Source organism: Actinomadura madurae, from assembly GCF_900115095.1.
GTDB classification, from domain to species: domain Bacteria; phylum Actinomycetota; class Actinomycetes; order Streptosporangiales; family Streptosporangiaceae; genus Spirillospora; species Spirillospora madurae.
Map to the genome: position 1 here is coordinate 128,014 of NZ_FOVH01000015.1, position 25,945 is coordinate 153,958.

Below are 25,945 nucleotides of genomic sequence, written 5' to 3' on the forward strand. Positions count from 1 at the left end.
CCGGCCGCCGCGTCCTAGCGCCACTCATAGCCGCCGGTCCCCAGGGAGACGCGCACGCCGACACTGCCCTCGTTGACGCGCCACCGGTACACCTCGAAGGTGCGCAGCCCCGCCCTGACGAACGGGTCCTCCGCGGCGATGCGGCGGGCGGTCTCCTCGTCGCCCGCGCGGAGCACCGTCACGCCCGAGCCGGGCCCGGTGCCCGGCCCCGACAGCAGGGGGCCGGACATGAGGACGACGTCGTCGCGCTCCAGGCCGAGCAGCCACGCCACATGGTCGGACGCGTGCGCGGCGATGTCCGCTTCGCGGGTTCCCGGCCGCGGAGTGGAGCGGACCAGCCAGTAGTCGCGGGCGAGCAGCCGTCCTGGGGCCGCCTCGGGCGGCCGGTCGTCATCGCACATGGAGCTAAACTGTATGCAGTTTGGCTCCCGCGTCAAGATTACGGCCGGAACTGTATGCAGATTCGGCCGTGATCGGCCAGAGTGGAGGGCATGCCCCGTGTCACGCTCGTCCCGAACATCCGGCCGGTGCACCTGCCCGAGGCCCGGCAGGCGATCCCGCACGTGCACGCCTATCTGAGGGAGTGCATCCTCGACGGCACGCTCAAGCCGGGGACCAAGCTCTCCCAGGTGAGCCTGGCGCGGCAGCTGGGCATCAGCCGCACCCCGCTCCGCGAGGTGCTGCGCATGCTGCAGGAGGAGGGCCTGGTCGAGATCGAGCCGAACCAGCGGACCCGGGTGGCCGGCCTCGACCCGCAGGAACTCGACGACATCTACGCCACCCGCATCCTCCAGGAGACCCTCGCCCTCTCCATGACGATCGGCGGGTTCGGCTCCGGCCTGCGCGACGAGGCCGAACGGCTGCTGGCCACCCTGCGGGCGGCCGCGAAGGACGGGGACTTCACCGCCTGGTTCGCCGCGCACGGCGACTACCACCGGCTGCTCACCTCGGGTGCCGGCGAGGCGATGCAGCGGCGGTTGCGGGTCCTCGCCGACCGGACCATCCGCTACATCCGCATCTACCAGCTGTCGGAGCCGGACGACTGGCAGACGGTGGGCGACGAGGAGCACGCGCGGATTCTGGAGGCGCTGGTCGCGGGCGACGAGCGGGCGGCGCTCTCCGGGATGGGGCGCCACCTCGCCCGCACGGCGCTGCGCGTGCTGGGCGACTGCGCGCCGGACTACGCGCCGGTCGCGGTGCCGCACGCGCTGGCGCTCATCGACCGGGACTAGCCGAGGAAGGCGCGGACCGCCGCGAGGAAGTCCTCCGTCCGCTCGATCATCGTCCAGTGCCCGCAGCCCGACGGCACGTGCGGCCGGACGCCCGCCGCCTCGACGCTGCCGGGCACGGTCGTGGGCGAGGTCATGAGGCGTCTCCCGTTCTCTCCCGCCGCACCTGCCGCTGGCTCGACACGCGCTGGACCGGGCCCAGCCACATGTCGATGGACCCGGGCTCGGCCGGGTCGAAGGTGCGGGGCCGCCAGGCGGCCTCGTCCTCGATGCGCCGCACGCCGTAGGAGTACTCGTAGGTGAATCCCTCGGGGCCGAGGAAGTAGAGGAAGACCGCGGTCGACTGCGGATGCCGGCCGGGACCCATCTCGATCCGGACGTCGTTCTCCACCAGGAAGTGCCAGTTGCGGAACACGTCGTCGAGCGAGCCGACCTGGAAGTTCACATGGCACAGCCCGGGGCCGTCCCCGCGGAACACGGCGAGCTTGTGGTGCACCGGATCGATCCGCATCAGGCAGGCCGCGTCGCCGATCCAGTCGGACACCCGGGCGTTGAAGCGGCCGCTCCAGAACCGGTAGGCCTCGTGGACGTCGGGGGCGTCCAGGCACAGATGACCGAACTCGGTGATCCCGGCGGGCCTGGTGAAGGCCACCGGACGGGTCACGGTCTCCTGCCCGGCCACCAGCTCCAGCCGGTTGCCGAACGGGTCGTCGAAGGCGATGAACTCCGCGACCCTGCGCGATCGCGCCTCTTCGGCGGATCCGCGCCGGACGGAGATCCCCGACCGCTCCAGCTCGGTCTCGGCCGCGCCGAGGGCGTCGGCGCCGGCGACGGCGAAGCCCGAGGCCAGCATGCCGGACGGTCCCTCGACCAGCGCGAGGCAGTGGTGGCGGTGGTCCGCCCGCAGGTGGGCGACGCCGGGCCCGGTGGGCGGCGCGAGTTCGAGGCCGACGACTCCGGTCGCGAACCGCACCGCGGCGGCGAGGTCGGCGACGCCCGAGCGTACGTAGGCGATGTCGGTGAGGGTGATCACGGGCGTCTCCTAGGCGCGCGGCTCGCGGTTCTCCAGGAAGGTCTCGGGCGGCGGGGCGCCCCACAGGTGCGGGGGCACGTCCCAGTCGCGGGCGACCCAGCCGTCGTCGACCTGGTCGATGTCGGAGAACCACTCGATCCACGAGCCCCACGGGTCGAGGGTGTAGTGGAAGAAGTTGGAGCCGATGGTGTGCCGGCCGAGGCCCCATCCCGCGTCGCGGCCCCGGGCGCGCATCCGGTCGGCGCCGAGCGCGATCGCGTCGATCGACGGCACCTCGAAGCTCGCGTGGTGGAAGCCGCGGTGGGTGCTGCGGATGAACCCGAAGATGTGGTGGTCGCCCCGGCCGGCGCTGAGGAAGGTCACCGCGCCGCCGTGGATGGTGTCGCTGACCCGCAGCCCGAGCGCCCCGGTGTAGAAGGCCGTCATCCGCTCCGGCTGCGCGGTGAACAGCAGGGCGTGCCCGAGCCGGCGCGGCATGACGTCCTCCGTGGCCCGCCGCCACTGCGCGACGCCGATCCTGCGGTGGCCTTCTCCGATGTTGGTGAGGACCTCGGCGACCGCGCGGGCGGGGGCGGGCGGCTCGTCGAGCAGCTGGACGGCGTTCCCGTCCGGGTCCCGCGTCCAGAGCCCGGACTCCGGGGCGCCCGGCGGCGGGTCGAGGACGGGTGCGCCGCCGCGCTCCAGTGCCTCGCGCGCGGCGTCGAGGCCACCGGGGCGCAGGGTGAACGACACGTGGTGGAGCCGCTTGGCGGGCGCCTCCACCATCCGTACCTGTTCCTGCGCGCGGCCCCGGCATCGGGCGATCAGCGAACCGTCCTTCTCCGCGGTCTCCAGCCCGAAGTCCTGGAGGAAGCCGTCCGCCACCTCCAGATCGGGGACGGTGAGCGCGTAGTGGTGCAGTGCAGAGATCACGGCTCGTTCCCTTCCTTCACGAAACTGCATACAGTTTAGGGATGAGTGAGGATTCTGGGAAGGCACCCGAGGCTGTGGCCGCGTCGGTGGTGGAGGCGGGACGTGCCCTGGCCCGCCTGGGACTGGTCACCGCCTTCGGGCACGTCTCCGTCCGCACGGGCGCCTCGATGCTGATCACCCCGGCCGCCGACCTGTCCGGCGTCACGGCGGACGCCCTGGTGGAGGTGCCCCTCGGCGCCGCGGACCTGCCGTCCGGTGCCCCGGCCGAGAGCTGGGCCCACCTCGCCCTCTACCGCGCCCGCCCGGACGCGGCGGCCGTCGCCCGTGCCCAGCCGCCCGCCGCCTTCGCCGCGGCGGCGGCCGCCGACGCGCTGCCCGCGCTGTACGGCCAGGCCGCGTGGCTCGGCCCGGTGGTGCCGGTCCATCCCAGTGGTCGGCTGCTGCGCTCGGCCGCGCCGGCCGAGAGCGCCGCCCGCAGCCTGCCGGAGGGCGAGGCCCTGCTGCTCCGCGGCAACGGCGCCCTCACGCTCGGCGCCACGCCGGGCCTCGCCGTGGCGCGGATGTGGCTGCTGTCCGCGCTGTGCACGGCATGGCTCGCGGCCGAAGCCGCGGGCCGGGTCACCGCGCTGACCGGCGAGGAGATCGGCGCATGGCGCTCCGTCCAGGACGAGCTCCTGCCGCGCCTCTGGCGGCACCTGGCCCGCGGCGTCCCCGCGGATCAGCCGGCGACGAGCGTCGACGGCGTGTAGGGGATGAGGGTCTCCGACCACGCCTCGCGGGCGAACGCGGGGTCGCCCCAGCGGCTCGTGGGGGACTTCGCCGTCCAGGCGGCGTACTCGTACATCGACGCCACCATCCCGTCCCGCACCTCGAAGGCGAACACGAAGTGGTTGGCGACCACCTCGCCGTCCAGCGCGCCCTCGACGCGGGCCTCCAGCACGACGAGCGGGCCGTTGGCCGCGACCCGCTTGGCCTCCAGCACGACCCCCGCGACCATCTCCTCGTGGTGCCCGGCGAACATCCGCCGGGCGACGTCCTTGCCGACGAGCACGCCCTCCGGCGGTTCCTGCTCGCCCGCCGGCACGGGGATCATGATCCGGACGTCCTCGGCGAGCACGTCGACGAAGCCGCTCCAGTCCCCGGTCGCGCCGCCGCGCTGCAGCCCCTCGAAGGCGGCCCGCGCGACCTCGACCGCGCCCGGCTCGGCGGGCCGCAGCCCGAGCGGTGCGCCGAGCGCGGGACCGATGTCCATGTGCACCCGGTAGTCGGCCACCGTGTCGCCCGCCATCTCGATCACGGTGACGCAGGGCAGCGCCACCGGCGTGCCGGCGGGCGTCTCGGTCTCGATCGTGAACCGGCAGAACAGCCGGTCCCCGACCTCGGCGACCTGGTCGACGGTGTGCCTGACCCGCGGCAGGGTGCCGGCCGCCGCGGCGGTCGCGGCGATCACCGCGGTCCGGCCGGTCAGCGGCTCCTCGTTGCCGAACCGGTACGTCGCGTCGTCGGCGAACCACGCCCCGAACGCCTCGGCGTCGCCGGCGTCCACCGCCGCGCACATGGCGTGCACCATCCGCTCTCGCGCGTTCATCGGCTCCCCTCCTTCAGCGACAGCCCGTGGCGGGCCATCACCCCGGCGATCAGCTCCATGTCGCGGGGGCCGGGCGGCAGCTCGCTGAGCTCCCGGTAGTAGTCCTCCAGGCCGGGCGGGGAGACGACCGCCACGACCCGGGTCTCGTCCTGGAACGGGTTGTCGAACGTGTGCGGCACCCGGCGCGGCAGGAGAAGCGAGTCCCCGGCGCGGAGGAGATGGTGCTCGCCGTCCAGCTCGATCCTCACCCTGCCGCGCGTGCAGGTGAACATCTCGTCCTCGCGGCTGTGGACGTGCGTGGGCGGTCCGCCGAGGCCGGGCGGGACGATGTACTCGAACAGGGAGTAGGCGCCCGCGGTGTCGGCCCCGGTCAACCTGACGTGGATGCCCAGCCCTATCGCACCGACGTCCGTCCCCTCCCCGGAGCGCACCACCCGGTGTTCCTGCTGGGCGTTCCCTATGGTCATGGTCCTCTCCTTTGCCTCCCCGGGAGTCCCGGCGTGCTGTGCGTCACAGCGTGCGCGGGGGCGGGATCAGGGACCAAAGGCATGTCCCGGCGGCTGGGACTCGGTCGCGGACCGTGTCCGCGGCGTCTCCCAGCGGCGCGTGGAGTAGGCGCGGCCGGCCGCCGCGGCCGCCATGCGCACGGCCGGCACCATGTACTCCTCGCGCACGGCGCGGCCGGGCCCGGTGACCGAAAGGGCGGCGGCCACCCCGCCGCCGGGGCCGAAGATCGGCGCCGCGACGCAGCAGACGCCGATGTTGCCCTCCTCCCGGTCGTGCGCCCAGCCCCGCTCCGCGACGGTGGCGAGCTCCCGCCGCAGCGCGTCCGGGCTGGTGATCGTCCGCGGGGTGCGGCGCTCCAGCCCGGCCGCGAGGACGGTGTCCAGCGCGCCCGCGTCCGACCAGGCCAGGATCGCCCTCCCCAGCGCGGAGCAGTGCGCCGGGATCGTCCCGCCGACCTGGGCGAGCATCGGCATCCGCCGGTGCCCGGTGATCTTCTCGACCACCAGCACCTGGGCCCCTTCGAGGACGCCGAGCTGCACGGTGGTCCGGGCCGCGGCGTACAGGTCCTGCAGGAACGGCAGCACCGCCTCGCGGAGCTCGTGGCGCACCGGGACCAGCCCGGACAGCTCGAACAGCCGGTTGCCGATGCGGTAGCGGTCGCGCGGCTTGTCCAGCCAGCCGAGCTCGATCATCCGGGTGGCGGTGCGGTGCACGGTGGAGCGCGGCAGGCCGGACCGCTGCACCAGCTCCGCCAGGCTGAGCTCGCGGTGCCCCTCCCCGAAGGCGCCCAGCAGCGCCGCGGCGCGCTCCAGCGAACCGATCGGGCGGCCGGAATCAGGATCCCGGCCAGCGGGACGCATGTTTGGGGTGGAGAGCGTCATGGTCCGAATCTAGGCGCCATCATGAGAACCAGCCATACGGGCTCTACCAGCACAAGCACCGGAACTCGCGCGGATTCCGGCGCGGACCCCGGGATCCGGACGGCGCTCGTCGGCGGCGGGGCGGGCGGCATCGGCGCGGCGGCCGCCGCCGCGCTGCTGCGGTCCGGCCACCGGGTCGTCCTCGCCGGCCGGACCCGCTCCGCCCTCGCCGAGGCCGGCTCCCGGCTCGGCGGCGACCGCGTCGACCACCTCGTCTGCGACCTGGCCGAGCCGGCCGAGGCCGCCGCCGCGGCGGACGAGGTGCGCGCCCGGCACGGCGCGCTCGACGTGCTCGTCCTCAGCGCCGGCGGCCCCGCGCCGGGCCGGGTGCTGGAGGTGTCGGACGCGCAGTGGCGCACGGCGATGGACCTGCTCCTGCTCGGCCCGCTCGCGCTCATGCGCGCGGCCCTGCCCGGCATGGCCGCGCGCGGCTTCGGACGGGTCGTCCTGATCACGTCCACGGCCGTCCGGCAACCGCAGCCGGAACTCGCCGCGTCGACCGTGCTGCGGTCGGCGGTGACGGCCGCGGCGAAGCTCGCCTCCCACGAGTACGCCGACCGCGGGGTCACCGTGAACTGCGTCGCGCCCGGCGCCACCCTCACGCCGCGGCGGCTCCAGATCCTCCAGAGCCGTGCCGACGCCGCCGGAACCGACCTCGCCACCGCGGCGGCAGAGGATCAGGCCGAGATCCCCGCCGGCCGGTCCGGCGACCCGGACGAGGTGGCGGCGGCGATCGCGTTCCTGGCCTCGGCGGAGGCGAGCTACATCAACGGCACCGTCCTCGCGGTCGACGGCGGCCGGACCGAGACGGTGTGAACGGAGGACCTCTGCATGGCCGTATCCGGACCCGACTTCACGATGGCCGACTTCCTCGCCGGTTTCGCGCACGTCGTGCGGCCCGGCGGGCAGCGCCCGCTCGTGGTCCACGACGACGACCTCGAAACGATCCCGGCCGGATCGGTGCCGAACCCGACCACGCTCCGGATCGCCGGAACCCTGCCGACCACGACCTTCGAGCTGTTCCGCCAGGTCATCCCGCCCGGCGCCAGCTCGGACATGCAGCGGCACTACCACGAGACCGTCCACTTCGTGATCAGCGGTGAAGGCCACAGCCTGATCGAAGGGGACGGCGGCGCCGACGGCGAGACCGTGGCCTGGACGGCCGGGTCCTTCGTCTACACGCCGCCGTGGGCCTGGCACCGGCACTACAACGACTCGTCCGAGCATCCCGTGGAGTTCCTGACCATCGAGAACTCCCGCCTTCTCGGCCTCTTCGGTCTCGTCCGCCGGGAAAGCGCCGGCCTGGCGACCCTCCAGGAGGCCCGCGACCGTTTCGACCAGACGGAGGAGACATGAGCGAGACACTCCCGGCCGGTCCGCCGATTCCCCGGCACATCAGCATCTGGGGGGAACTGGCCGACCTCGACCACACCCTGCGGCACGTCGACGTCCCGCTGGGCGAGGCCACGGTGCGCACCAGGGTCCTCCAGGCCGGGTCCGGTCCCGACCTGGTCCTGCTGCACGGCACCGGCGGCCACCTGGAGGCCTACGCCCGCGACCTCGCCGGGCTGGCCGCCGACTTCCGCGTCACGGCCTACGACATGGTCGGCCACGGCTGGTCGGAGCTGCCCGACCGCCCCTACACGATCGACGTGCTCTGCGACCACCTGGTGGGCCTGCTCGACTCGCTCGGCATCGGCAGGGCGCACCTGTCCGGCGAGTCGCTCGGCGGCTGGGTCGCCGCCTGGGCGGGCGCGTACCACGCCGACCGCGTGGACCGGCTGGTCCTCAACACGCCCGGCAACATCGCCAACAAGCCCGACGTGATGGCGCGGTTGCGCGACAGCACCATGGCGGCGGTCCAGGACCCCAGCGACGCGACCGTGCGGCGGCGGGTGGAGTTCCTCTTCCACCACAAGGAGATGGTCACCGACGAACTGGTGAACCTGCGGCGCAGCGTGTACTCCCGGCCGGGCTTCGTCCAGGCGATCACCAACACGCTCGTCCTCCAGGACCCCCGGGTCCGCGAGGACTTCGCCTGGGACCCCTCCTGGGTGTCGCGGATCACCGCGCCGACCCTGCTGCTCTGGACGGACCACGACCCGACCGGCGGGCTCGACGAGGCCGAGATGCTCCTCGGCTGGCTTCCCGACGCCCGCCTGCACGTCATCGAGGACGCCGGCCACTGGCCCCAGTGGGAGCAGGCCGACGACTACCTCCGGGTCCACCGCGACTGGCTCGTCCACGGCAAGGACCCGGTCTGATGGCCGAGATCGCGGGCTTCGTCGGGATGTCCCACAGCCCCTTCGCGACGCTGCTTCCCCCCGACGGCCCGGAGGGGCCGGGCGGACGGTTCCTCCACGACGCCGGCCGGGTGCGGCGCGCCGTGGACCGGCTCGCTCCGGACGCGATCGTCGTCATCGGCCCCGACCACTTCCACGCGAACTTCTACGACGTGATGCCGCCGTTCGTCCTCGGGGTGGAGGAGGCCGTCGGGTTCGGCGACTTCGGCAGCGCGGCCGGTCCCCTCCCGGTGGCCGAGGGGCTCGCGTGGTCGGTGCGGGAGGGCCTCGCGGACGCCGGCTTCGACATCGCGCTGTCGTACGCCCTCACCGTCGACCACGGCACGGTGCAGAGCTACGAGATGATCAGCGGCCGCGCGGGGGTGCCGATCGTGCCGCTCGTGGTGAACACCGCGGCGCCCCCGCTGCCCGCGCTGGACCGCTGCGTCTCGCTCGGCCGGGCGCTCGGCGCCGCGCTGCGCTCGTCCGGCCACCCGGGACGGGTGCTGGTCGCCGCCAGCGGCGGGCTCTCCCACTGGCTGCCGTCGAACGACCCCCGGGACCCGTCGGTGGCCGGCGACCGCCGGACGGCCCTGATCCACGGCCGCGCCGACGCGCAGTCCGTCGCCGCGGTCCGCGAGCGGCGGGTGCGGGAGATGGGCGGCGACCCGCACGCCCGCGTGAACGCGGAATGGGACGCCTGGTTCCTGGACCGGCTGACCGCCGGCGACGCGGCATCGATCGCCGCACTCGGCCACGAGGGGCTGGAGGAACGCGCGGGCACCGGAGGGCACGAGGTGCGCTGCTGGCTGATCGGCCAGGTCGCGGTCGGCCTGTCGCTGGCCTGGACGAGCTACGAGCCGGTCCCCGAGTGGATCACCGGAATGGGCATCGGCACGACCTTCGAGATCGCCTGACGCGCCTGACCGGTCAGGGTTTGACCGCGACGCCGCCGTACATGGCGATGTCCTTGTCCGAGACGGGCCGGGAAAGGGTCCCGTCGGGACGCCACTTGTGGATCTGCACCACGCCGGGCTCTTCCAGTTCCAGCCCGTCGAAGAAGCGCAGGGCCTGCTCGTGGGTGCGCCAGCGCAGGGACTCGCCGTGCGCGTGGTAGGTCCGCTGGACCTCGGCCAGCACGTCGCGGTCGAAGTCGTCGGTGGCGATGGCGAGCCCGACCCAGCTTCCCGACGGGAGCCTGTCCACCAGGTCGCGCACGACGCGGTACGCCTCGTCGTCGTCCTCGACGAAGTGGACCACGGCGATCACGGTCAGCCCGATCGGGCGGGTGAGGTCGAGGGTGGAGTGCAGTTCGGGGGCGGTGAAGATGCGCTCCGGCTCGCGCATGTCCGCCTGGACGTAGGCGGTCCGGCCCTCGGGCGTGCTCTGCATCAGCGCCCGGGCGTGGACCAGGACGATCGGATCGTTGTCGACGTACACCACCCGGGAGTCGGGCGCCTTCTCTTGGACGACCTCGTGGAGATTGGGGGAGGTCGGGATACCGGTGCCGATGTCGAGGAACTGCCGGATGCCTTTCTCGACCGCCATGTAGCGCGCGACGCGATGCATGAACGACCGGTTGGCCTGCATGTGCACCCGGAGCGCGGGCCACACCCGCAGCGTCTCGTCCCCCGCCGCGCGGTCGGCCTCGTAGTGGTCCTTGCCACCGAGGATGTAGTCGTAGATCCGCGCGCCGTGGGCCCGGCCGGTCTCCAGGTCCACCGAACTCCGGTCCACTCCGCCGGTGTCAGCCACTCCGCAGCCTCGATCCCGTTGTCTGTACGGACTTGTCTTTTCAACAAGTAGAACCGTGAATCATCGTACATTTCGCATCACGAAAACGACGGCGAACCACCGATGACAATGGAATTGGGCGCGGGCTCGGCCCTTGGCGATAACGGTTCGAGGTCACGAGAGCACGCGGCGGGTCGGTGTGAAGCGGACGGGCATGGATTCGTAGCCGGAGACGAAGTTGGCGGGCCGGTGGGCGGGCTCGGCGGAATCGACCGGCTCCAGATCGGGCAGGCGGGCCAGGAGCCTGCCGAACATGACCTGCATTTCCAGACGGGCGAGGCTGTTGCCCAGGCAGAAGTGCGGGCCGTTGCCGAAGGCCAGGTGCTCGTTCGGGTGCCGAGTGATGTCGAAGGCGTCGGGATCGGTGAACACCGCGCGGTCCCGGTTGGCGGACGGATACAGCAGCAGGAGGGTGTCGCCCTCCGCTATGGCCCTGCCGTCGAGCATGGTGTCGCGGGTGGCGGTGCGGGCCATGTTCTTGATCGGGGACACCCAGCGCAGCATCTCCTCCACGGCGGCGGGGATACCGGACGGGTCCTCGGCCAGGGCGCGGCGCTGCTCCGGGTGCCGGAACAGCTGCCACATCCCGCCGGAGATGACGTGCCGGGTCGTCTCGTCCCCGCCGATGAGGATCAGGAGGGATTCCTGCAGCAGCGACTCGTGGTCCAGCCGCTGCCCGTCGACGGTGGCGTGGGTGAGCGCGCTGATGAGGTCGTCGCGCGGGCAGGCCCGGCGGTCGGCCACAACGGCGGAGGCGTGGTCGTTGAAGCCCGCGAACGCCTCGGCGGCCCGGGAGAGCAGGGCGGGATCGTCGCCGCCGGTCAGCGCCCTGAGCATGTCGTCGGACCAGGCCAGCAGCGTCTGGCGGTCCCGCGCCGCGAACCCGAGGGCGTCGCCGATCACGATCAGCGGGAGCTGGGCGGCCAGGTCGGCGACGAAGTCGCATTCGCCGCGCTCGCAGACCCGGTCGATGATCTCGTCGCAGAGCCGTTCGAGGTAGGCCCGCCTGTCGGCGACCCGCCGCGGGGTGAACCCGGCGCTGACCAGCTTGCGGCGCAGCTTGTGCTCGGGATCGTCCATGTCGATCATCATCGGCAGCGGGCCGTTGTCGGGGCGGATGCCCTGGCCGTTGCAGAACAGCCCGGGATGCCGGGAGACGTACTTGACGGTCGCGTAGGTCGAGATCCCCCAGACCTCGCCGCGGGGGTCCCAGTAGACGGGCGCGTTGTCCCTGATCCAGCGGAGCTCGGCGTGGGGGTCGCGGCCCCAGAACTCACCGCTGATCAGGTTGATCGTGTCGTTGACCGGCTGGTCGGACCGGGATGCGGGCGCGGGGCGCATGGGCGGTTCCCTTCCTCCGGAGGCCCGTGCGTTGACGGGTCGGAGGCCGACGTCGCGCCGCATCGGCCGTCCGGATGCCGGGCCGGCATCCGGGCCTACGACAGTACATAATCACTTACCTCCCTCGGGAGGCCTACGCCGGCGTCCAGGATCGGCGCCGGAGGGCCTCGCTCACGATGTGCTCGGCGATGGCGAGCGCCGACGTGGCGCCCGGGGACGGCGCGTTGCGCACGTGCACGATGTGCTCCGTTCCCGAGATGACGAAGTCGTCGACCAGGCCGCCGCGCGCGTCCATCGCCTGCGCGCGGATGCCCCGCGGCCCGCGGACGACGGCGCCGGAGGGGATGGCGGGGACGTACCTGCGCGCCTCGGCGACGAACCGCCGCGAGCTGAGGGCGGTCCGCGCCTCGCGGGCGGCCGCCGGAAGGTTGCGGGCCGCGAACCTCCAGAAGCCCGGGAACCCGAGGGCGTCGCGCACGTCCCGGGGGACGGGCCGCCGGCCCTCGTAGGACTCCCGGCCCAGCGACAGGAAGGCGTTCGGGCCGAGCATGACGGCTCCGTCGATCCGCTTGGTGAGGTGCACTCCGAGGAACGGGTACCGGGGGTCGGGGACGGGATAGATGAGACCGTTGACGAGGTGGCGCGTGCTCGCGTCCAGCAGGAAGTAGTCGCCGTAGAACGGGACGATCCGCGGCTCGGCGGATTCCCCGGCGGCCCGCGCCAGCCGGTCGGACGCGAGGCCCGCGCACGCGATCACGAGGTCGAACTCCTCGGTGCCCCGTCCCGTCGTGAGGCGGACCGCCCGCCCGCGGTGCTCCAGCCCGGTCACCTTCTCGCCCAGCCGGACCGAACCGCCGGCCGCGCGGAAGTCCTCCGCCAGCGCGGCCGTCAGCGCCACGTAGTCGACGATCGCGGTGCGCGGCGAGTGCAGCGCCCGGATCCCGCGGGCGTGCGGCTCCAGCTCGGTGATCTCGTCGCGGCCGATCAGGCGGACCCCGGGGACGCCGTTGGCGACGGCGCGGGCGTGGACGGCGTCCAGGCGGGGCAGCTCCCGCTCGCCGAGCGCGACGACGATCTTGCCGCACTCCTCGTAGGGGACGCCGTGGTCCCGGACGGCCTCGCGCAGCAGCTCGACTCCGCGCAGGCACAGGGTGGCCTTGAGGCTCCCGGGTTCGTAGTAGAGGCCGGCGTGCACGACACCGCTGTTGTGACCGGTCTGGTGCGCGGCCAGCCGGTCCTCCTTCTCGAACAGGGTGACGTCGAAGCCGTCTACCCGCCGGGCGAGATGGCGGGCGACCGACACCCCGACGATGCCGCCGCCGACGACCGCCGCGCGCTTCCTGACCCGGCTCACCGCCGTCCCATCTCCAGCGCCCCGTCCACGCGCCGCGGCACGGACCAGGGGTTGTCCGGCCGCAACGGCGGAGGCAGCGCCATGTCGGGCGTCCCCTGGTAGGTCACGGGGCGGGTGAACCGGTCGAGGGCCGCCGCGCCGACCGAGGTGGAGGCGGGCGCCGTGGTGGCCGGCCATGGCCCGCCGTGCTGCTGCCCCCACGCGGTGGCGACGCCGGTGGGCCACCCGTCCACCACGACCCGGCCGACCAGGGGAGTGAGCGCGTCGAGCAGCCGGGGGATGTCGGGGTCCTGCTCGCCGCCCGACATGATCGCGGCGGCCAGGGTTCCCTGGAGGCGGGGCAATACCGACAGCAGTCCTGCCATGTCCTGATACTCCACCACCAGTGCGACCGGTCCGAAGCACTCCTCAAGGAGGCGGTTTCCGGGACGCACCGCGCCGATCGGCGCGGAGAGCAGGACCGCCTCCACCGACCAGCCGCGGCCGGGACCGGCCACCCGGGCGACGACGGTCGCCCCGTCCTCGACCAGGCCGTCCGTTCCGGCGGCGGCCGAGGCGGCGATCTGCTCGGTCAGGCACCACGCCTGCGGCGCGGAACGTTCCAGCGCACGTCCCGCGGCGGCGGCGAACCCCGATCCGGACGGCGCGAAGAGCAGCCCCGGCTTCGTGCAGAACTGGCCGGCGCCGCCGGTGAACGCGCGGACGAACCCGGCGGCGACCTCGGCGGTGCCCGCGGCGCCGGCGGGGGTGAGGACGACCGGGTTCACCGTGCCCATCTCGGCGAACACGGGGATCACGACGTCGCGCTCGTTGGCGAGCCGCCAGAGGTGCTGGCCCCCTTGCTGCGACCCGGTGAACGCCACCGCGGCCGTGTGGGGCGATTGCACCAGCATGGCGCCCGAGTCGAAGCCGGTGACGAGCGCGAAGGCGCCGTCCGGCGCACCGGCCCGCTCCAGGGCGCTCAGGGCGAGGTCGGCGAGCCGCGCGCTGAGCGCGGGGTGTGCCGGATGGCCCTTCACCACGACGGGGCACCCGGCCGCGAGGGCGGAGGCGGTGTCGTTGCCCAGGACGCCGAAGGCCAGCGGGAAGTTGCTGGCACCGAAGACCGCGACGGGGCCGAGCGGGACCCGCACGCGGGCCAGGCTCGGCCGGGCCGGTGTCGCGCGGTCGATCGTCACTCCGAGGTAGGAGCCCTCGACGGCGGCATCACCGTAGAACCGCAGCTGGTCCGCGGTGCGCGCCAGCTCCGCGGCGAGGCGGGTCTCGCCCAGCGCCGTCTCCCGGTCGGCGAGCGCGATCAGGTCGGCGGCGGCGTCCGGTTCCTCCAGGGCGTCCGCGATCGCTCGCAGCCAGCGGGCGCGAGTGGCCGGGCTCGACGCGCCGACGGCACGTGAGGCCGCACTCGCGGCGCCGAGCGCGGCTTCCACCCCATCGGGCGGCGTCACCGCGACCGTGCAGGTCACGCGGCCCGTCCGGGGATTCTGCCCACGCTCGACCTTCTGCGCCGGAGGTCTTGTGATGTTCACCATGCTGTCGTAACGTACAGCCCCACTGCACACGTGTCCAGTGAGAGTGAAGGAGCCCGATGTCCGTCGAGAACGTCGCCGACGACCAGGACGGCCGGCACCAGGTGGGTGCCCGCCTGCAGGCCTTCCGGGAGGCGCGCCGCCTGTCCGTCAGGAAGACCGCGCTCGCCGCCGGCGTCAGCCCCAGCTTCGTGAGCCAGCTCGAACGGGGGAAGAGCAACGCCAGCGTCGCCGTCCTCCAGAAGCTGTGCGACGTGCTCGACATCCACGTGTCGGACCTCTTCGCCTCCACCGACCCCGCCGTCAAGCCGGTGCGGATGGCGACGCGCGAACCGCTCGTCACCCGCGAGGGCATCACGAAGTACCTGATCACACCGTCGAGCCACAGCCCTCTCGCGCTGTACGACGCCACGTTCGACCCGGCGGCCAACACGGGCGACCCCTACTCGCACGCCGGGCTCATCGAGACGGTCGTCGTCCTCCACCACGAGGTCACCATCCAGCTCGGAGACGACCCCTACATCCTCAAGGCCGGCGACAGCATCTCCTACGTCTCGGAGACCCCCCACCGGATCTCCAACCACACCAGCGAGCGCTCGCGCATCCACTGGCTGTGCGCGCCCGTTCTCGCCGCCGGCGACCGCAACGAGGCGGCCCGGGACGCGGCCCCACGTCGCTCCGGCGACGGATCCGCCACCCTCGGAAAGGAACAGCCGTCATGACCACAGACGAGACCCGCGCGGACGGACCCGCCGCCGTGCCGGCGGAACAGGACACCGGCCACGCGCGCAAGGGGGAGACGACGCGCGTCCTCTCCGCGACCAGCATCGGCAACTTCCTGGAGTGGTACGACTTCGCGATCTACGGCTTCCTGGCGCCCCAGATCGGGGCGGCCTTCTTCGCCAGCGGCGACCAGGTCACGGACCTGCTCGGCACCTTCGCGGTGCTGGGGGTCGCGTTCGTCTCCCGGCCCTTCGGCGGCGTCCTGTTCGGCCACTTCGGCGACCGGCTGGGCCGCCGGGGCACGCTCTCCGCGATCATCCTGCTGATGACCGTGGCGACCGCCGCCGTCGGGCTGCTGCCCACGCAGGCCTCGGTCGGCCTGTGGGCGCCGGCGCTGCTGGTGGTGTGCCGGCTCGCGCAGGGCCTGTCCGCCGGCGCCGAGTTCAACGGCGCCGCGACGTTCGTCGTCGAGCACGCGCCGCTCCGGCGCCGCGGCCTCTACGCGAGCTCGATCATCTCCACCGTCGGGCTGGGCATCGCCTGCGCCGCCGGCGCCGGCGTCCTCCTCAACGCGGTCCTCAGCGAGGGCGCCATGGACGCCTGGGGGTGGCGGGTGCCCTTCCTGATCTCGCTGCCGCTGGGGCTGTCGGGCCTCTACATGAGACTGCGGCTGAGCGAGACCAGGGCGTTCAAGCGCGCCGAGGAGTCGAACCAGATCAGCCGGATGCCGGTCTTCGAGGCGCTCCGCACCCACTGGAAGGCCGCGACGATCCTCTTCTTCGCCGCCGCGGCGAACGGCGTGAACTACTACATGATGCTCTCCTACATCCCCAACCACCTGCAGGTGCACGTCGGCCTGTCGGGCAGCGCGGCGCTCGGCACGGCGGCCGCCGCCGAACTGGTGCTCGCCGCGTTCGCCCCGGTCGTGGGCATCTACCTCTACCGGGTCGGCCCGCCGCGCGTGCTGCTGGCCGGCATGGCCGGGTTCCTGCTGATGAACATCCCGGCGTTCATGCTCTTCGAGTTCGGCACCTGGACGGCCGCCCTGGTCGGCCAGTCGCTGCTGGCGCTGTGCGAGGGCATGCTGGTGGTCGCCTACACGCTCATCCAGGTCGAGCTGTTCCCCGCCCGGGTCCGGTTCAGCGGCTCGGCCGTCGCGTACGGCCTCGCCTACGTCGTGTTCGCCGGGACGGCCGCGTTCGTCGCCACGTTCCTCGTCGACAGGTCCGGCACCCCCTACGCGGCGCCGGTGTACGCCATGGTCGTCACGCTGGTCGCGATCGGCGTCGTCGCGGCATGGCTCCCCCGGGAGTACCGCGCCGCGCGGCTTCGCGACGGCGCGTCCCTCACCGCTCCGGAGGCACTCCGATGACGGCGATCCCGGTGAACGGCGGGCGAGGCGTCACCCTCCGGGCGGCACGAGCCTTCGACGGCGTCCACGTCCTCGACGGGCCCGTGGCCGTCACCGTCGAGGACGGCATGATCGTGAGCGTCGAGACCGGGCCGGGCGCGGCGGCGCGGCCGGCCGACGTCGACCTCGGCGACTGCACGCTGCTGCCGGGGCTCATCGACACCCACACGCATCTGGTGTGGGACGCCTCCGCGGCTCCCCAGGACCGGGTCGCGCTGGACGCGCCGGAGCGGACGGTCCTGCGCGCCGCCGCCCACGCCATGCGGCACCTGCGGGCGGGCGAGACCACCGTCCGGGACCTGGGCGCGACCGGCGCCCTCTCCGTGCCGCTGGCCCAGGCCATCGCGGACGGGGACGTGCCGGGGCCGCGCGTCGTCCCCGCCGGCCGCGCGATCGCCATGACCGGTGGGCACGGCTGGTCCCTCTGCCACGAGGCCGACGGCCCGGACGCGGTGCGCGCCGCCGTCCGGTCCGAGATCAAGGGCGGTGCCCGCGCCATCAAGCTCATCGCGTCCGGCGGGGTGTACGGGGAGCACGAGCGGCCCGAGGAGCCCCAGCTGTCGCGCGCCGAGGTGGAGGTCGCCGTCGAGGAGGCGCACAAGGCGGGGTGCCGCGTGGCGGCGCACGCCTACTCGCCCGAGGTGATCGGCATGCTGCTCGACGTGGGCGTCGACAGCATCGAGCACGGATCGCTGCTGGACGCGCCCACCGCGGAGCGGATGCGGGAGCAGGGGGTCGCCCTCGTCCCGACGCTGTGCGTCTTCGACGCGATCCACGGCGCCTACGCGGACCGGCCCGGCTCGCCCATCGCGGCCAAGGCCGCGGAGATCCGGTCGAAGGCGCTGGCGGCCTGCCGCGTCGCCGCCGAGAACGGCGTCACGATCGCGGTGGGCACCGACTCCGGCGCCCCGGGGAACCCGCACGGATCCGTGGCCCAGGAGATGCGGCTGATGGTCGAGGCCGGCCTGTCACCGGCCGAGGCCCTGCACGCGGCGACGGGCGCCGCCGCCGAGGTGGTCGGGCTCGCCGGCACCGCCGGCCGGCTGGCCAAGGGACGTCCCGCCGACCTCGTGGCCTACCGGGGCGACCCGGCGGCGGAGGTCGACGCCGTCCGCGACGTGGCGCTGGTGATGCTCGGCGGACGGGTCGTCGACGATGCGTGACCTTCGAGAAGGGCGTGGACATGGACGCTGAGGTCGCGGTGATCGGCGTCGGGACGATGGGGAGCATGGCCATGTGGCGGCTCGCCGAGCGGGGCGTGGAGGCCATCGGGTTCGAGCGGTACGCGCCCGGGCACGACCTGGGCGCCGCCGGCGGGAACACCCGGCTGTTCCGCCTCGCCTACATGGAGGGCGCCCATTACGTCCCGCTGCTGAAGCAGGCCCTCGGGTTGTGGGGGGAGCTGTCGGAGGTGTCGGCGACCAACCTTCTGGTCCAGTGCGGCGGCCTGAACATCGGCCGCCGCGAGGACCCGTCGATGCGGCAGGTCGCCGAGTCGGCGAGGGTGCACGGTCTGAAGCTGCTGCCTCTCGGGCGGGCGGAGATGGCCGACAGGTACCCCCAGCACGTCCTGGCCGAGGACGATATGGCCTACTTCGATCCCGAGGCGGGATTCCTCCGGAGCGAGCAGGCGGTGGTCGCGGCGGCGGACCGGGCGGAGTCGCTGGGCGCGCGGATCCTCCGCCGCCACCGGGTGGAGCGCGTCGAGCCGCGGCGCGACGGCGTCGTGATCGAGGCGGCGGGATCGACCTGGAAGGTCCGCACCGCGATCCTCGCCATGGGCTCGTGGGCTCCGTCTTGGTTGCCGCCGGAGCTGGCACGCCACCTGCGTCCGAAAAGGGTCCTGCTGTCCTGGTTCGCTCCGGCGTACGTCCAGGACTTCGAGCCCGAGGTGTTCCCCGTCTTCACCCGCCAGAGCGGGGGCGACTTCCTCTACGGCGCTCCGACCGCGGATCACGCGTCCGTGAAGGTGTGCGGGATCAGGCCGTCGGACATCGACGATCCGGACACCTTCGAACGGCGCCACGACCCGGACGAGCTCACGAGCATGGCGGAGTTGCTGACCAGCCACGTGACGGGCCTGCATCCGTACCCGGTGAGGTCCGCAGGCTTCACCGACCTCTACTCCAGTGACGGCCACGGCATCACCGGTCGCCACCCGCGGCTCCCGAACGTCGTGCTCGCCGGAGGCTACTCCGGACGCGGCTTCAAGCTCGCCCCGGCCGTCGGGGACGCCGTCGCGCGCCTCGCCACCGGCGAGACCGTCCCGGACATCGCGTTCATGGCGCCCGACCGGTTCGCCGGGGGCCGGCGGTGACCGACGCGACCGGAGAGATCGCCCGGTTCGTCGCCGCGACGCGATTCCAGGACCTCGACACCGCCACCGTCGAGCACCTGAAACGGCTCGTCCTGGACGGGATCGCCAATGCCGTGGGCGGCCTGCGGACGGCGGCGTCCCGGATCCAGGACGGCGCCGTCACCGGTCTCGGCTCCGAGCGGGTCGCCCGCGTCCTCGGATCGGGCGAGCGCGCCTCGCTGCTGGCCGCCACCTACATGAACGCGGCGTGCGCGAACGCGCTCGACTTCGACGACACCTACAGGACCTTCCTCCATCCCGGGGCCACGGCCATCGCACCGTCGCTGGCACTGGGGGAGAAGCTGTCGGCCCACGGACGCGACGTCCTGGCGGCGGTGGCGGTCGGGTACGAGGTTCCGATCCGGGTGGCCGAGGCCGCCTTCCCGAGTCCGGAACGGCTCGGCGAGGTCTGGGGGTTCGCGCCCTGGCAGACCCTGGGGTCCGCAGGCTGCTGCCATGGACGCTGCTGGTGCTGGGCAGCGCCGCGAGCCTGGCGGCCAACGTCGCCGTCGCCGAGCCTTCCCTGGTCGGACGGCTGATTGCCGCCTGGCCGAGATGTGCTCTGATCGGTGCGTATGAGCCTCTTGATGCGCCAGGTCAGGAGCGGTTCGCAGCGGAAGAGGTTGGTTCATACGAAGCTCTTACGACCCAAGGGAATTCTCCGGACGGTTTCTACGACGCTCAGACGAGTGGCGCTGCAAACTTTCTACGGGGCGCAGAAAAGTTCCCAGCGGGTGAGGATTCCGGAGAAGCGAAAGGGGCCTTCCGCGACACGGCCGGCCGGTCTCGGGGCTGCAACGCCAGGCATGACAGTGGGCGCTGGCCAACCGCACAGCGGCGTGGGATCTTCCTTCGGAAAAGACGCTCGCGGAGCGTTTCGGGCGCCGCGAACGTTGGGGCGACTGGTCAAACAGGCCGGAGCAACCGGCCGCCTTGATCCCATAGCCAGCCCATAGCCACATCGAGCCGATCGGTGCCACCTGCAAACCGCCTCCCCGGGCACCTGGTGAATCGCGGCCGATCCGCGCGAGGGATGCCGTCGCGTCCGGCACCGGGCCGCCGGTGCCGGACGGCTCCAGGCCATTCCGGCCACGTTGGCCGAGGCCCAATCACCCATTAAAATGAATTTCCGCCGCCCAGATCCCCGACAGAGTCCACCAGCGAGCACGGTTCGGCGGGCGCGATGTGGATGGGACCTACGTGCTTGAGATCAGCGACTGAGCGCTCTGCAGTATGCATGTGTGGCGACCAGAATTGCGAGAATCAGGATTGCTGTGAGCGAGACCGCTGCGACCAGGTCTGCATTCCGGGCCGGAAAGCTCGTGGTATCAGTGACTGGGTTTCCCCATAATTGGCGACAAAGATTGACAACGGCACTCACCGGATTCCATTCCGCGATGAAGCGTGCCCACGCCGGCATCTCCTGAACGGCCAAAAAACTGTTGGAGAGAAAGGAGAAGAATATCAGTATGAGCACACACAGCGGGCTGAGACTTTCAGGATTACGCACCAGCAGCCCCATGGCAACACCCACCCAGACCATTGTGTAGGTGAACGCCATTATCAGGAGGAGACCTCCGACTGTGGACAGGAAACCTTCGTGAGATCGCCATCCCATGAGCAGGCCAACGGTCATGACGATTGACAGACCCAGCGCTGCGAGGATTGATTCAGCGAGCGCGTATCCAAAAAGGAGGGCGACCCTGGATGCAGGTAGGGTGCGCATCCGCTCGGTCACTCCTCGGTCGAGATCGAGTGCTACGCCTAGGGACGCCGGAGAGACACTCGACAGGCCTACCTGGACCGCTATTCCTGCCATGATGAACTCTGAATAGTTACCGCTGCCGGGGACCGTGATAGAGTCCCGGAAGAGATATCCGACAGAGAAGATCATGATTAGCGGATTCAGTGAGACGCTAAGGACTGTTCCCGGAGCTCTCTGCAAGTGGTGGACACGACGGCCGACTACGGCGGTTACGTCACCCATCGCGGCCAAGAGTCGGTCGTCCCACTGGAGTCGGGCAGGCTTGGGGGTCATGAACGGCAGTCCTGTTCGGTGAGGTCGAAGAAGGCCTCCTCTAGCGAGGGACTTCGCAGCGCGAACTGAGATACCTCGACATGGACTGTGGCCAGGGCATGGATAGCCGCCGCGGCAGTCTTGACGCCGCCGTCGAGTCCCACGGAGATGCGACTACGGGAGGCGTCGATATTCGGTCGTCCGACGGTATAAGGGAAGACGGCCTTCAGCGCTGTGGAGATGTCTGCCGGATGGACCAGTGTTACTTCAAGCCGTTCCCCGCCTACTTGTCTTTTGAGCCCGTCCGGGGTGCCCTCCGCGATGACCCTGCCGCGATCGATGACGGCGACCTGGTGCGCGAGCGCGTCGATCTCTCCGAGGTATTGGCTGGTCAGCAGAACGGTCACGCCGTCGGCGACAAGTTCGCGGACGAACGCCCACAACAGCAGGCGGCCACGCGGGTCCAGGCCCGCCGTCGGTTCATCGAGGAACAGCACCTGCGGCTGGGCGATGGTGCAGATGGCCAGGTCGAGCCTGCGACGCGTACCGCCTGAATAGGTACGGACCCGGTGGTCGGCGATAGGGCCGAGTTCGAATCTCTCCAACAGTTGCCCAGCACGCTCAACCAGTTCTCTTCGACCCACACGCGCGAGCCTGCCGAACAACTCCACGTTTTCCCTGCCGGTGAGCTGGTCGTCGAGCGCAGTGTATTGACCGGACACACCGATCCGGCGGCGGATCTCGTGCGGCTGACGGATGATGTCAAATCCGGCCACGGTCGCGCGTCCCGAATCGGGCGTTAGCTGTGTCGTCAGCACACGCATAAGAGTTGTCTTTCCGGCACCGTTCGATCCGAGCAGCCCCATCACCGTTCCCCTCGGAATGGAAAGGCTTACTCCGGCGAGCGCGTCCGGCGTCGTCCGGTAGTCCTTGCAGAGGCCCTCGGCAACGACCATCGATTCCTGGCTGAGCTCCATCGGCGCCACTCAGCGATCCCGGTGACTGGCATAGGAGGCGAGGCTCAGCAAGGCGTCGTGTACGGACGGCGTGAGTGGGATGTCATTGAGCCGCTGCTTCGCCGTCCTGGTCAGCTCGCCAATCCGTTCCTCGGTGGCGGCCACGGCGCCGGTCTCAGTAAGCAACCGGCGGAGGCCCTGTATCCCGGCATCGTCAACATTCGGGCACCGGAGCAGATCTTGTAGCTCCTTCGCTTGAGCGGCGGACGCGCGCTCCTGCGCCAGGCACAACAGCACCGTGGCCTTGCCTAGACGGAGATCGTCGGCCGCTGGTTTGCCAGTAAGCGCGGGATCCCCGAAAGCACCCAGCAGATCGTCGCGAAGCTGGAACGCCTCGCCTAGCGGAAGTGCGTAGGCGCTGTAGCCACGGAGGAGCGCAGGACCTGCCCCAGCGAGGATGCCGCCCAAGTGCAGCGGCCTTTCAACGGTGTATTTAGTCGTCTTGTAGAGAACAATCCTCCGGGCCTCATGCACCGAGCACGACCAGCCAGCTTGCGCCAGGACGTCAAGGTACTGGCCAGCGAACAGTTCCGTGAACATCTCTGCCATCAGCCGTCTGGCGAAGGCCGCACGGCTTCTCGACTCAGTAGCCTCGTCCAGGAGTTCATGGAACCAGCCTAGACACAGATCACCCAGAAGGATCGCTACGGCGACTCCGAACTCATCCGACGAACCGCGGCAACCGGACGAAGCATGCAGGTCCACATAACTTCGATGCATGGTTGGGGAACCGCGTCGTATCTGGCTGCCATCCATGATGTCATCGTGGATGAGAGCAAAGGCGTGCAATAACTCCAATGCCGCCCCGGCCCTGACGATCCCGTCGTCCTCCGGCGCGCCACCGGCGCCACACCAGCCCCAGTGGCAGAAGGCAGCCCTCAGTCTCTTGCCGCCTTGAAGGAAGTCCTCAAGATTTGCTATCACCTTTGGCCAGAGCGAGCCTGCGTCGCCGTCGCCCACCATGTCGTGTATCCGCGCTCCTCGCTCCAGCACAAAGTTGTTGATGACCTCGGCCGTGCGGAGCCGCAGCCCACTCAGGGTTGAGGCGAACGGTTCCTCCAACATGCGCACTCCTTTCAGGAAGCGGACATCGCTTGGAGCCCTTGGAGGGATCGCCTGATCCCGCCGCGGACCACCCTGCGGCGGTAGAGGTAGTGACCCGTCCAGGCGACCACTTGGATCAGCGTGAATGTGGCCAGGGATACGTCAGGGGCGAGCGCAGCCAGGACCGCCGCGTGTCGGAGTTGATCGCTGATCTTGATTGGACCGAGGTCATCGATGCGCCGGAGGCGGCCTCTGTCCTGCTCGGCCAGGGTTTTCAGGACACTCTGATACGACACGGCGAGAAGGGCCAGGCTGGCGAACGCAAAGGGAAGCCCGTAGATCGCCTGGTCGGCGAGGGCGAAGATGATGAGGACAAGGAGCCAGCTGGACAGCACCATTCTGATCATGAACCGGAAGGCCGCAGGCGCGCCAACGCGTACGGGGTAGGACCGGTTGCCGGCTTGTTCGTCCAAGTCGACGTCGTGCAGGGCGGTGATGATGTTGCCGCTGACAAAGGTGATCGTCGTGTAGGCCAGCAGTACGGCGAACAGCCCGGTGTCATGGTGACCAGCGACCAGCCATGCCCAGATCAGCGGGAAACCCATGGGGAAGGCGATGATGACCGAAGTGATCACTCCCAGAGGCTTCACCGCGGAGTAGAGCCGAAAGGCAGCCAGGGACGCCGCGACCATGGCGAGCACAGCGACAAACCATCGCCAGTGCGGGAGGGTCCACCACAGAACGAAAGACCCCGCACCCAGATAGCCGCAGGCGGCGAGCCCTGCCGCCCGCTGAGTCAGCAGGCCTGCTGGCAGCGGTAGGTACGGGGCCGTGACTCGATCGCCCTCAATATCACCGAGGTCGTTCACGATCTGCATGGCGGCGGATCCGAGGACGACGAAGGCGCACAACCCGGCTAGCGGCACAAGGCTGGCGGACTCACCAGGTGCCGCTCCGGCCCACCAGCCCATGAAGATGAACATGAGCAGACCTTGCAGGTGAACGCGGCCCATCCATAGCGACGCTTCCAGTTGCAGTGCTTTGACATGCAACCAGCGGACGGTATCAGGCATCGACACAGGCCGACTTCGAGTTGTCAGCCGGTTGGTGTCCCGGCCGAGCTTCTTCCACAGCTCGCAGCCATACCGCGAGTTGGGGAAGGGAAGCCGTCACGTCTGCGGGCAGCCGCCGGTAGACGTCGACGACGACTTCGGGTATATGGAGGAGCACGTCGCGCGCCGTACCGTGGTGCGTGCGGGCTTCGGAAAGAACGAGACCAGCCCACGCGCCGAAGTCGTCCGCTCGGTCCGTCACCTTGTGCCGATAACCAGCGGAAGCTGCCCGAAAGTCGCCGTTCACATAACAGGTGTCAGGCTCGGTTCCCCCTTGGCCGTCGGGAGATCCCTTCAACCGGTCATAAAGAAGTCTGAGGCGTGTTGAAGGATCGGCGGTGCGGGGCGGGTTCACCTCTTCGATGTCGACGTGCCTTACTGTCGGTGCATCGAATCTCGCGATCCACTCAGCAGCTAGCTTAGCCGCGATATCCGCACTCAGCCGCCTATTGCGTAGCCGCCACGACACTCGGTGGTCAGCGGCGGCCCATTCGGCGTGCTCCTTGGCATTCTGGTCGATAGGCTGATCCAGCAGTGTACGCAGCGCGCCCTTGATGCCGTCGACAAAGGCCCTGCCCGCCTCAGTTAGGTAAGGGTACGCATCCAGTTGGCTCACCGCCTGCCATGTCTGATCACGCCAGCGTGCGAGTTCCACGTTAGCCAAGACGGCGTCGGAAGCGCCAACGGCCCGTCGGTGTGCATTCCAGAACTGGGCCACACCGAGATGGGCGTAGATTCCGTGGAGGAAGGGGCCTAGCGGGCGGGGATCATCGCGCCACGGTGCGTAGAATAGGTCGTCTGCTCCGCCACGGTACAAGCGGGCCGCATCCAGAATCACAGAGAGCTTGGCGTGCTGGAACTCATGAACGAGCGTGACGGCCAGAACATGCGGATCCGACGGACGTGACGTGGCGATCGCGCCGAATGCGGCATCCGAGGTAAAACTCCGGGTCCCGTGACGGGGAGTTCGCAGCGGCACGATGCTCCGCAATCCGATGGCGATGGCCTCGGCATGTTCACGATGGTGGGATTCCAGAAGCTCCCATGCCGCTTCCAGGGATCTGTGCCACAACTCATAGCCTGGCTCGTCGAGCCTGCCGACCAACTCGCCCTTCGGATAGGTATCGCTGAGCAGTCCGTACTGAAACTCTTCGTCGAGTTCGACGTCTAGAATGCTCTCGCGGCCGATCCGGACTCGCCGGACCTCGATGAACGATGCGAGTTCCGACGGCGCAGAGGTCGGGATACTGACCGCGCCGCTGCCGCCCCTAATGGAAGTCTCCTCTGGCGTCACATCAACCGAGGCGGTTCCCGAGCGGTGGCTGTCGCTAAGTTGCACCCTACCTACCGAGGGCAGGCGCACGGCACCCTGACACATTGGAGCTACGACATGGGACGTCTCCCGCGCTTCGATTGCGGCTGCGGCGGCAACCGAACCCAGATACAGCCATGGGGTCGGGTTTTCCGGATCGAAGTTTCCTGGTCCCCTGTCTAACAACCGGAGGCATTGCGTCACCCAAGCACCCGTGTGCGGGCGGCTCAGATACCAGGCAACCAGCTCGGGGCTGCTCCTCTGAATCCTGGCGAGTGTCGAGTAACTCTCCCATAGGTGATCGCAGACCATCCCCTCGAGAGTGCTCGGTGCACGCTCCAGGAGTACTCGCAAGCCAAGCAGGGTCTTCGTTGCCCGAGCGGAGCGCAGCCGCTTGATCGTTCCCGGGGCAGCGAAACCACGAGCCAGCGATTCCAGGTCCCCGGAAGTTATGAGGCTTTCGTTCAT

General features: G+C 70.7%; 27 protein-coding genes. 11 read left to right on the forward strand and 16 right to left on the reverse strand.

Going from position 1 to position 25,945, the window contains the following annotated elements; all coding sequences use genetic code 11:
* Positions 1–14 precede the first annotated feature (14 nt).
* Positions 15–401 carry a YciI family protein gene (locus BM339_RS34385; RefSeq protein ID WP_075023575.1) on the reverse strand — a complete coding sequence of 129 codons (387 nt, stop codon included), beginning with the start codon at positions 399–401 and terminating at the stop codon, positions 15–17.
* A 90-nt stretch (positions 402–491) separates the two neighbouring features.
* Here BM339_RS34385 and BM339_RS34390 point away from each other — a divergent pair, with 90 nt between their 5' ends.
* Complete coding sequence (locus BM339_RS34390; RefSeq protein ID WP_075023576.1) at positions 492–1,232, forward strand: GntR family transcriptional regulator; 741 nt, start codon at positions 492–494, stop codon at positions 1,230–1,232.
* Here BM339_RS34390 and BM339_RS50295 read toward each other — a convergent pair.
* Genes BM339_RS50295 through BM339_RS34400 form a run of 3 tightly spaced genes read right to left on the reverse strand, consistent with a single transcriptional unit; the run spans position 1,229 to position 3,174 of the window.
* A complete protein-coding gene (locus BM339_RS50295) occupies positions 1,229–1,366 on the reverse strand; it encodes a hypothetical protein (RefSeq protein ID WP_177287851.1) in 138 nt (45 codons plus the stop codon). The genes BM339_RS34390 and BM339_RS50295 overlap by 4 nt on opposite strands.
* Entirely contained in the window at positions 1,363–2,262 is a 900-nt protein-coding gene (locus BM339_RS34395) for a VOC family protein (protein ID WP_075023577.1), read from the reverse strand. Before BM339_RS34395 ends, BM339_RS50295 begins: the two co-directional genes overlap by 4 nt.
* A 9-nt stretch (positions 2,263–2,271) precedes the next feature.
* Positions 2,272–3,174 (reverse strand): VOC family protein, encoded by a 903-nt coding sequence (locus tag BM339_RS34400; RefSeq protein WP_075023578.1) that lies wholly within the window; start codon positions 3,172–3,174, stop codon positions 2,272–2,274.
* Between the two features lie 41 nt (positions 3,175–3,215).
* Here BM339_RS34400 and BM339_RS34405 point away from each other — a divergent pair, with 41 nt between their 5' ends.
* Entirely contained in the window at positions 3,216–3,923 is a 708-nt protein-coding gene (locus tag BM339_RS34405; RefSeq protein ID WP_075023579.1) for a class II aldolase/adducin family protein, read from the forward strand.
* On the opposite strand, the gene BM339_RS48070 is transcribed toward BM339_RS34405, so the two are convergent.
* The 3 genes from BM339_RS48070 to BM339_RS34425 form a co-directional block, all read right to left on the reverse strand.
* A complete protein-coding gene (locus BM339_RS48070) occupies positions 3,893–4,762 on the reverse strand; it encodes a nuclear transport factor 2 family protein (RefSeq protein ID WP_083598303.1) in 870 nt (289 codons plus the stop codon). The genes BM339_RS34405 and BM339_RS48070 overlap by 31 nt on opposite strands.
* Complete coding sequence (locus BM339_RS34420) at positions 4,759–5,229, reverse strand: cupin domain-containing protein (RefSeq protein WP_083598304.1); 471 nt, start codon at positions 5,227–5,229, stop codon at positions 4,759–4,761. The genes BM339_RS48070 and BM339_RS34420 overlap by 4 nt, the downstream gene beginning before the upstream one ends.
* Positions 5,230–5,295: 66 nt before the next feature.
* Positions 5,296–6,150, reverse strand: a complete 855-nt coding sequence (locus BM339_RS34425) for an IclR family transcriptional regulator (protein WP_200871805.1) — start codon at positions 6,148–6,150, stop codon at positions 5,296–5,298.
* A gap of 21 nt (positions 6,151–6,171) precedes the next feature.
* On the opposite strand from BM339_RS34425, the gene BM339_RS34430 reads away from it, so the two are divergent.
* From BM339_RS34430 to BM339_RS34445, 4 genes are read left to right on the forward strand one after another with little or no spacing between them, the layout of a single operon-like run.
* The gene (locus tag BM339_RS34430; protein WP_083598305.1) at positions 6,172–7,005 is read left to right on the forward strand and encodes an SDR family oxidoreductase; all 834 of its coding nucleotides are present in this window, start codon (positions 6,172–6,174) and stop codon (positions 7,003–7,005) included.
* A gap of 15 nt (positions 7,006–7,020) precedes the next feature.
* A complete protein-coding gene (locus BM339_RS34435; protein WP_075023580.1) occupies positions 7,021–7,545 on the forward strand; it encodes a cupin domain-containing protein in 525 nt (174 codons plus the stop codon).
* Positions 7,542–8,453, forward strand: coding sequence for an alpha/beta fold hydrolase (locus BM339_RS34440; RefSeq protein WP_083598306.1), 912 nt, complete (start codon positions 7,542–7,544; stop codon positions 8,451–8,453). Before BM339_RS34435 ends, BM339_RS34440 begins: the two co-directional genes overlap by 4 nt.
* Positions 8,453–9,388, forward strand: coding sequence for a DODA-type extradiol aromatic ring-opening family dioxygenase (locus tag BM339_RS34445; protein WP_075023581.1), 936 nt, complete (start codon positions 8,453–8,455; stop codon positions 9,386–9,388). Before BM339_RS34440 ends, BM339_RS34445 begins: the two co-directional genes overlap by 1 nt.
* A 13-nt stretch (positions 9,389–9,401) precedes the next feature.
* On the opposite strand, the gene BM339_RS34450 is transcribed toward BM339_RS34445, so the two are convergent.
* The 4 genes from BM339_RS34450 to BM339_RS34465 all read right to left on the reverse strand — a co-directional run bounded on the left by BM339_RS34450 (position 9,402) and on the right by BM339_RS34465 (position 14,489).
* Entirely contained in the window at positions 9,402–10,226 is an 825-nt protein-coding gene (locus BM339_RS34450; RefSeq protein WP_024934971.1) for an SAM-dependent methyltransferase, read from the reverse strand.
* Positions 10,227–10,379: 153 nt separating this feature from the next.
* Positions 10,380–11,606 (reverse strand): cytochrome P450, encoded by a 1,227-nt coding sequence (locus BM339_RS34455; protein WP_075023582.1) that lies wholly within the window; start codon positions 11,604–11,606, stop codon positions 10,380–10,382.
* A gap of 133 nt (positions 11,607–11,739) precedes the next feature.
* Positions 11,740–12,960 carry an L-2-hydroxyglutarate oxidase gene (lhgO, locus tag BM339_RS34460; protein WP_075023583.1) on the reverse strand — a complete coding sequence of 407 codons (1,221 nt, stop codon included), beginning with the start codon at positions 12,958–12,960 and terminating at the stop codon, positions 11,740–11,742.
* Positions 12,957–14,489, reverse strand: coding sequence for an aldehyde dehydrogenase family protein (locus tag BM339_RS34465; RefSeq protein ID WP_075023584.1), 1,533 nt, complete (start codon positions 14,487–14,489; stop codon positions 12,957–12,959). The genes lhgO and BM339_RS34465 overlap by 4 nt, the downstream gene beginning before the upstream one ends.
* Positions 14,490–14,545: 56 nt before the next feature.
* On the opposite strand from BM339_RS34465, the gene BM339_RS34470 reads away from it, so the two are divergent.
* The 5 genes from BM339_RS34470 to BM339_RS34490 are packed head-to-tail and all read left to right on the forward strand — an operon-like array spanning position 14,546 to position 19,515.
* On the forward strand, positions 14,546–15,208 hold the full coding sequence (locus BM339_RS34470) for a helix-turn-helix domain-containing protein (RefSeq protein ID WP_021597150.1): 663 nt from the start codon (positions 14,546–14,548) through the stop codon (positions 15,206–15,208).
* Positions 15,205–16,581: an MFS transporter gene (locus tag BM339_RS34475; RefSeq protein ID WP_021597151.1), complete on the forward strand. Its 1,377-nt coding sequence runs from the start codon at positions 15,205–15,207 to the stop codon at positions 16,579–16,581. Before BM339_RS34470 ends, BM339_RS34475 begins: the two co-directional genes overlap by 4 nt.
* Positions 16,578–17,783, forward strand: coding sequence for a metal-dependent hydrolase family protein (locus BM339_RS34480; RefSeq protein WP_075023585.1), 1,206 nt, complete (start codon positions 16,578–16,580; stop codon positions 17,781–17,783). The genes BM339_RS34475 and BM339_RS34480 overlap by 4 nt, the downstream gene beginning before the upstream one ends.
* Entirely contained in the window at positions 17,780–18,937 is a 1,158-nt protein-coding gene (gene solA / locus BM339_RS34485; protein WP_083598308.1) for an N-methyl-L-tryptophan oxidase, read from the forward strand. The genes BM339_RS34480 and solA overlap by 4 nt, the downstream gene beginning before the upstream one ends.
* Positions 18,934–19,515: an MmgE/PrpD family protein gene (locus BM339_RS34490; RefSeq protein WP_075023586.1), complete on the forward strand. Its 582-nt coding sequence runs from the start codon at positions 18,934–18,936 to the stop codon at positions 19,513–19,515. Before solA ends, BM339_RS34490 begins: the two co-directional genes overlap by 4 nt.
* Positions 19,516–20,186: 671 nt before the next feature.
* Here BM339_RS34490 and BM339_RS34495 read toward each other — a convergent pair.
* From BM339_RS34495 to BM339_RS34515, 5 genes are read right to left on the reverse strand one after another with little or no spacing between them, the layout of a single operon-like run.
* Positions 20,187–21,014: an ABC transporter permease gene (locus BM339_RS34495; protein WP_075023587.1), complete on the reverse strand. Its 828-nt coding sequence runs from the start codon at positions 21,012–21,014 to the stop codon at positions 20,187–20,189.
* Positions 21,011–21,970: an ATP-binding cassette domain-containing protein gene (locus BM339_RS34500; protein ID WP_024934978.1), complete on the reverse strand. Its 960-nt coding sequence runs from the start codon at positions 21,968–21,970 to the stop codon at positions 21,011–21,013. The genes BM339_RS34495 and BM339_RS34500 overlap by 4 nt, the downstream gene beginning before the upstream one ends.
* A 9-nt stretch (positions 21,971–21,979) precedes the next feature.
* Entirely contained in the window at positions 21,980–23,074 is a 1,095-nt protein-coding gene (locus tag BM339_RS34505; RefSeq protein ID WP_075023588.1) for a polyprenyl synthetase family protein, read from the reverse strand.
* An 11-nt stretch (positions 23,075–23,085) separates the two neighbouring features.
* On the reverse strand, positions 23,086–24,126 hold the full coding sequence (locus tag BM339_RS34510; protein ID WP_143118722.1) for a UbiA family prenyltransferase: 1,041 nt from the start codon (positions 24,124–24,126) through the stop codon (positions 23,086–23,088).
* Positions 24,119–25,945 carry an HEXXH motif domain-containing protein gene (locus BM339_RS34515; protein WP_075023590.1) on the reverse strand — a complete coding sequence of 609 codons (1,827 nt, stop codon included), beginning with the start codon at positions 25,943–25,945 and terminating at the stop codon, positions 24,119–24,121. The genes BM339_RS34510 and BM339_RS34515 overlap by 8 nt, the downstream gene beginning before the upstream one ends.

Coding starts and splice junctions, on each gene's coding strand:
- BM339_RS34470 (WP_021597150.1), top strand. CDS start 14,546: ATGTCCGTCGAGAACGTCGCCGACGACCAGGACGGCCGGCACCAGGTG.
- BM339_RS34500 (WP_024934978.1), bottom strand. CDS start 21,970: ATGGAGCTCAGCCAGGAATCGATGGTCGTTGCCGAGGGCCTCTGCAAG.
- BM339_RS34475 (WP_021597151.1), top strand. CDS start 15,205: ATGACCACAGACGAGACCCGCGCGGACGGACCCGCCGCCGTGCCGGCG.
- BM339_RS34390 (WP_075023576.1), top strand. CDS start 492: ATGCCCCGTGTCACGCTCGTCCCGAACATCCGGCCGGTGCACCTGCCC.
- BM339_RS34445 (WP_075023581.1), top strand. CDS start 8,453: ATGGCCGAGATCGCGGGCTTCGTCGGGATGTCCCACAGCCCCTTCGCG.
- BM339_RS34515 (WP_075023590.1), bottom strand. CDS start 25,945: ATGAACGAAAGCCTCATAACTTCCGGGGACCTGGAATCGCTGGCTCGT.
- BM339_RS34510 (WP_143118722.1), bottom strand. CDS start 24,126: ATGCCTGATACCGTCCGCTGGTTGCATGTCAAAGCACTGCAACTGGAA.
- BM339_RS34495 (WP_075023587.1), bottom strand. CDS start 21,014: ATGACCCCCAAGCCTGCCCGACTCCAGTGGGACGACCGACTCTTGGCC.
- BM339_RS34455 (WP_075023582.1), bottom strand. CDS start 11,606: ATGCGCCCCGCGCCCGCATCCCGGTCCGACCAGCCGGTCAACGACACG.
- BM339_RS48070 (WP_083598303.1), bottom strand. CDS start 4,762: ATGAACGCGCGAGAGCGGATGGTGCACGCCATGTGCGCGGCGGTGGAC.
- BM339_RS34385 (WP_075023575.1), bottom strand. CDS start 401: ATGTGCGATGACGACCGGCCGCCCGAGGCGGCCCCAGGACGGCTGCTC.
- BM339_RS34465 (WP_075023584.1), bottom strand. CDS start 14,489: ATGGTGAACATCACAAGACCTCCGGCGCAGAAGGTCGAGCGTGGGCAG.
- BM339_RS34405 (WP_075023579.1), top strand. CDS start 3,216: ATGAGTGAGGATTCTGGGAAGGCACCCGAGGCTGTGGCCGCGTCGGTG.
- BM339_RS34435 (WP_075023580.1), top strand. CDS start 7,021: ATGGCCGTATCCGGACCCGACTTCACGATGGCCGACTTCCTCGCCGGT.
- BM339_RS34430 (WP_083598305.1), top strand. CDS start 6,172: ATGAGAACCAGCCATACGGGCTCTACCAGCACAAGCACCGGAACTCGC.
- BM339_RS34425 (WP_200871805.1), bottom strand. CDS start 6,150: ATGACGCTCTCCACCCCAAACATGCGTCCCGCTGGCCGGGATCCTGAT.
- BM339_RS34440 (WP_083598306.1), top strand. CDS start 7,542: ATGAGCGAGACACTCCCGGCCGGTCCGCCGATTCCCCGGCACATCAGC.
- BM339_RS34420 (WP_083598304.1), bottom strand. CDS start 5,229: ATGACCATAGGGAACGCCCAGCAGGAACACCGGGTGGTGCGCTCCGGG.
- BM339_RS34480 (WP_075023585.1), top strand. CDS start 16,578: ATGACGGCGATCCCGGTGAACGGCGGGCGAGGCGTCACCCTCCGGGCG.
- BM339_RS50295 (WP_177287851.1), bottom strand. CDS start 1,366: ATGACCTCGCCCACGACCGTGCCCGGCAGCGTCGAGGCGGCGGGCGTC.
- BM339_RS34505 (WP_075023588.1), bottom strand. CDS start 23,074: ATGTTGGAGGAACCGTTCGCCTCAACCCTGAGTGGGCTGCGGCTCCGC.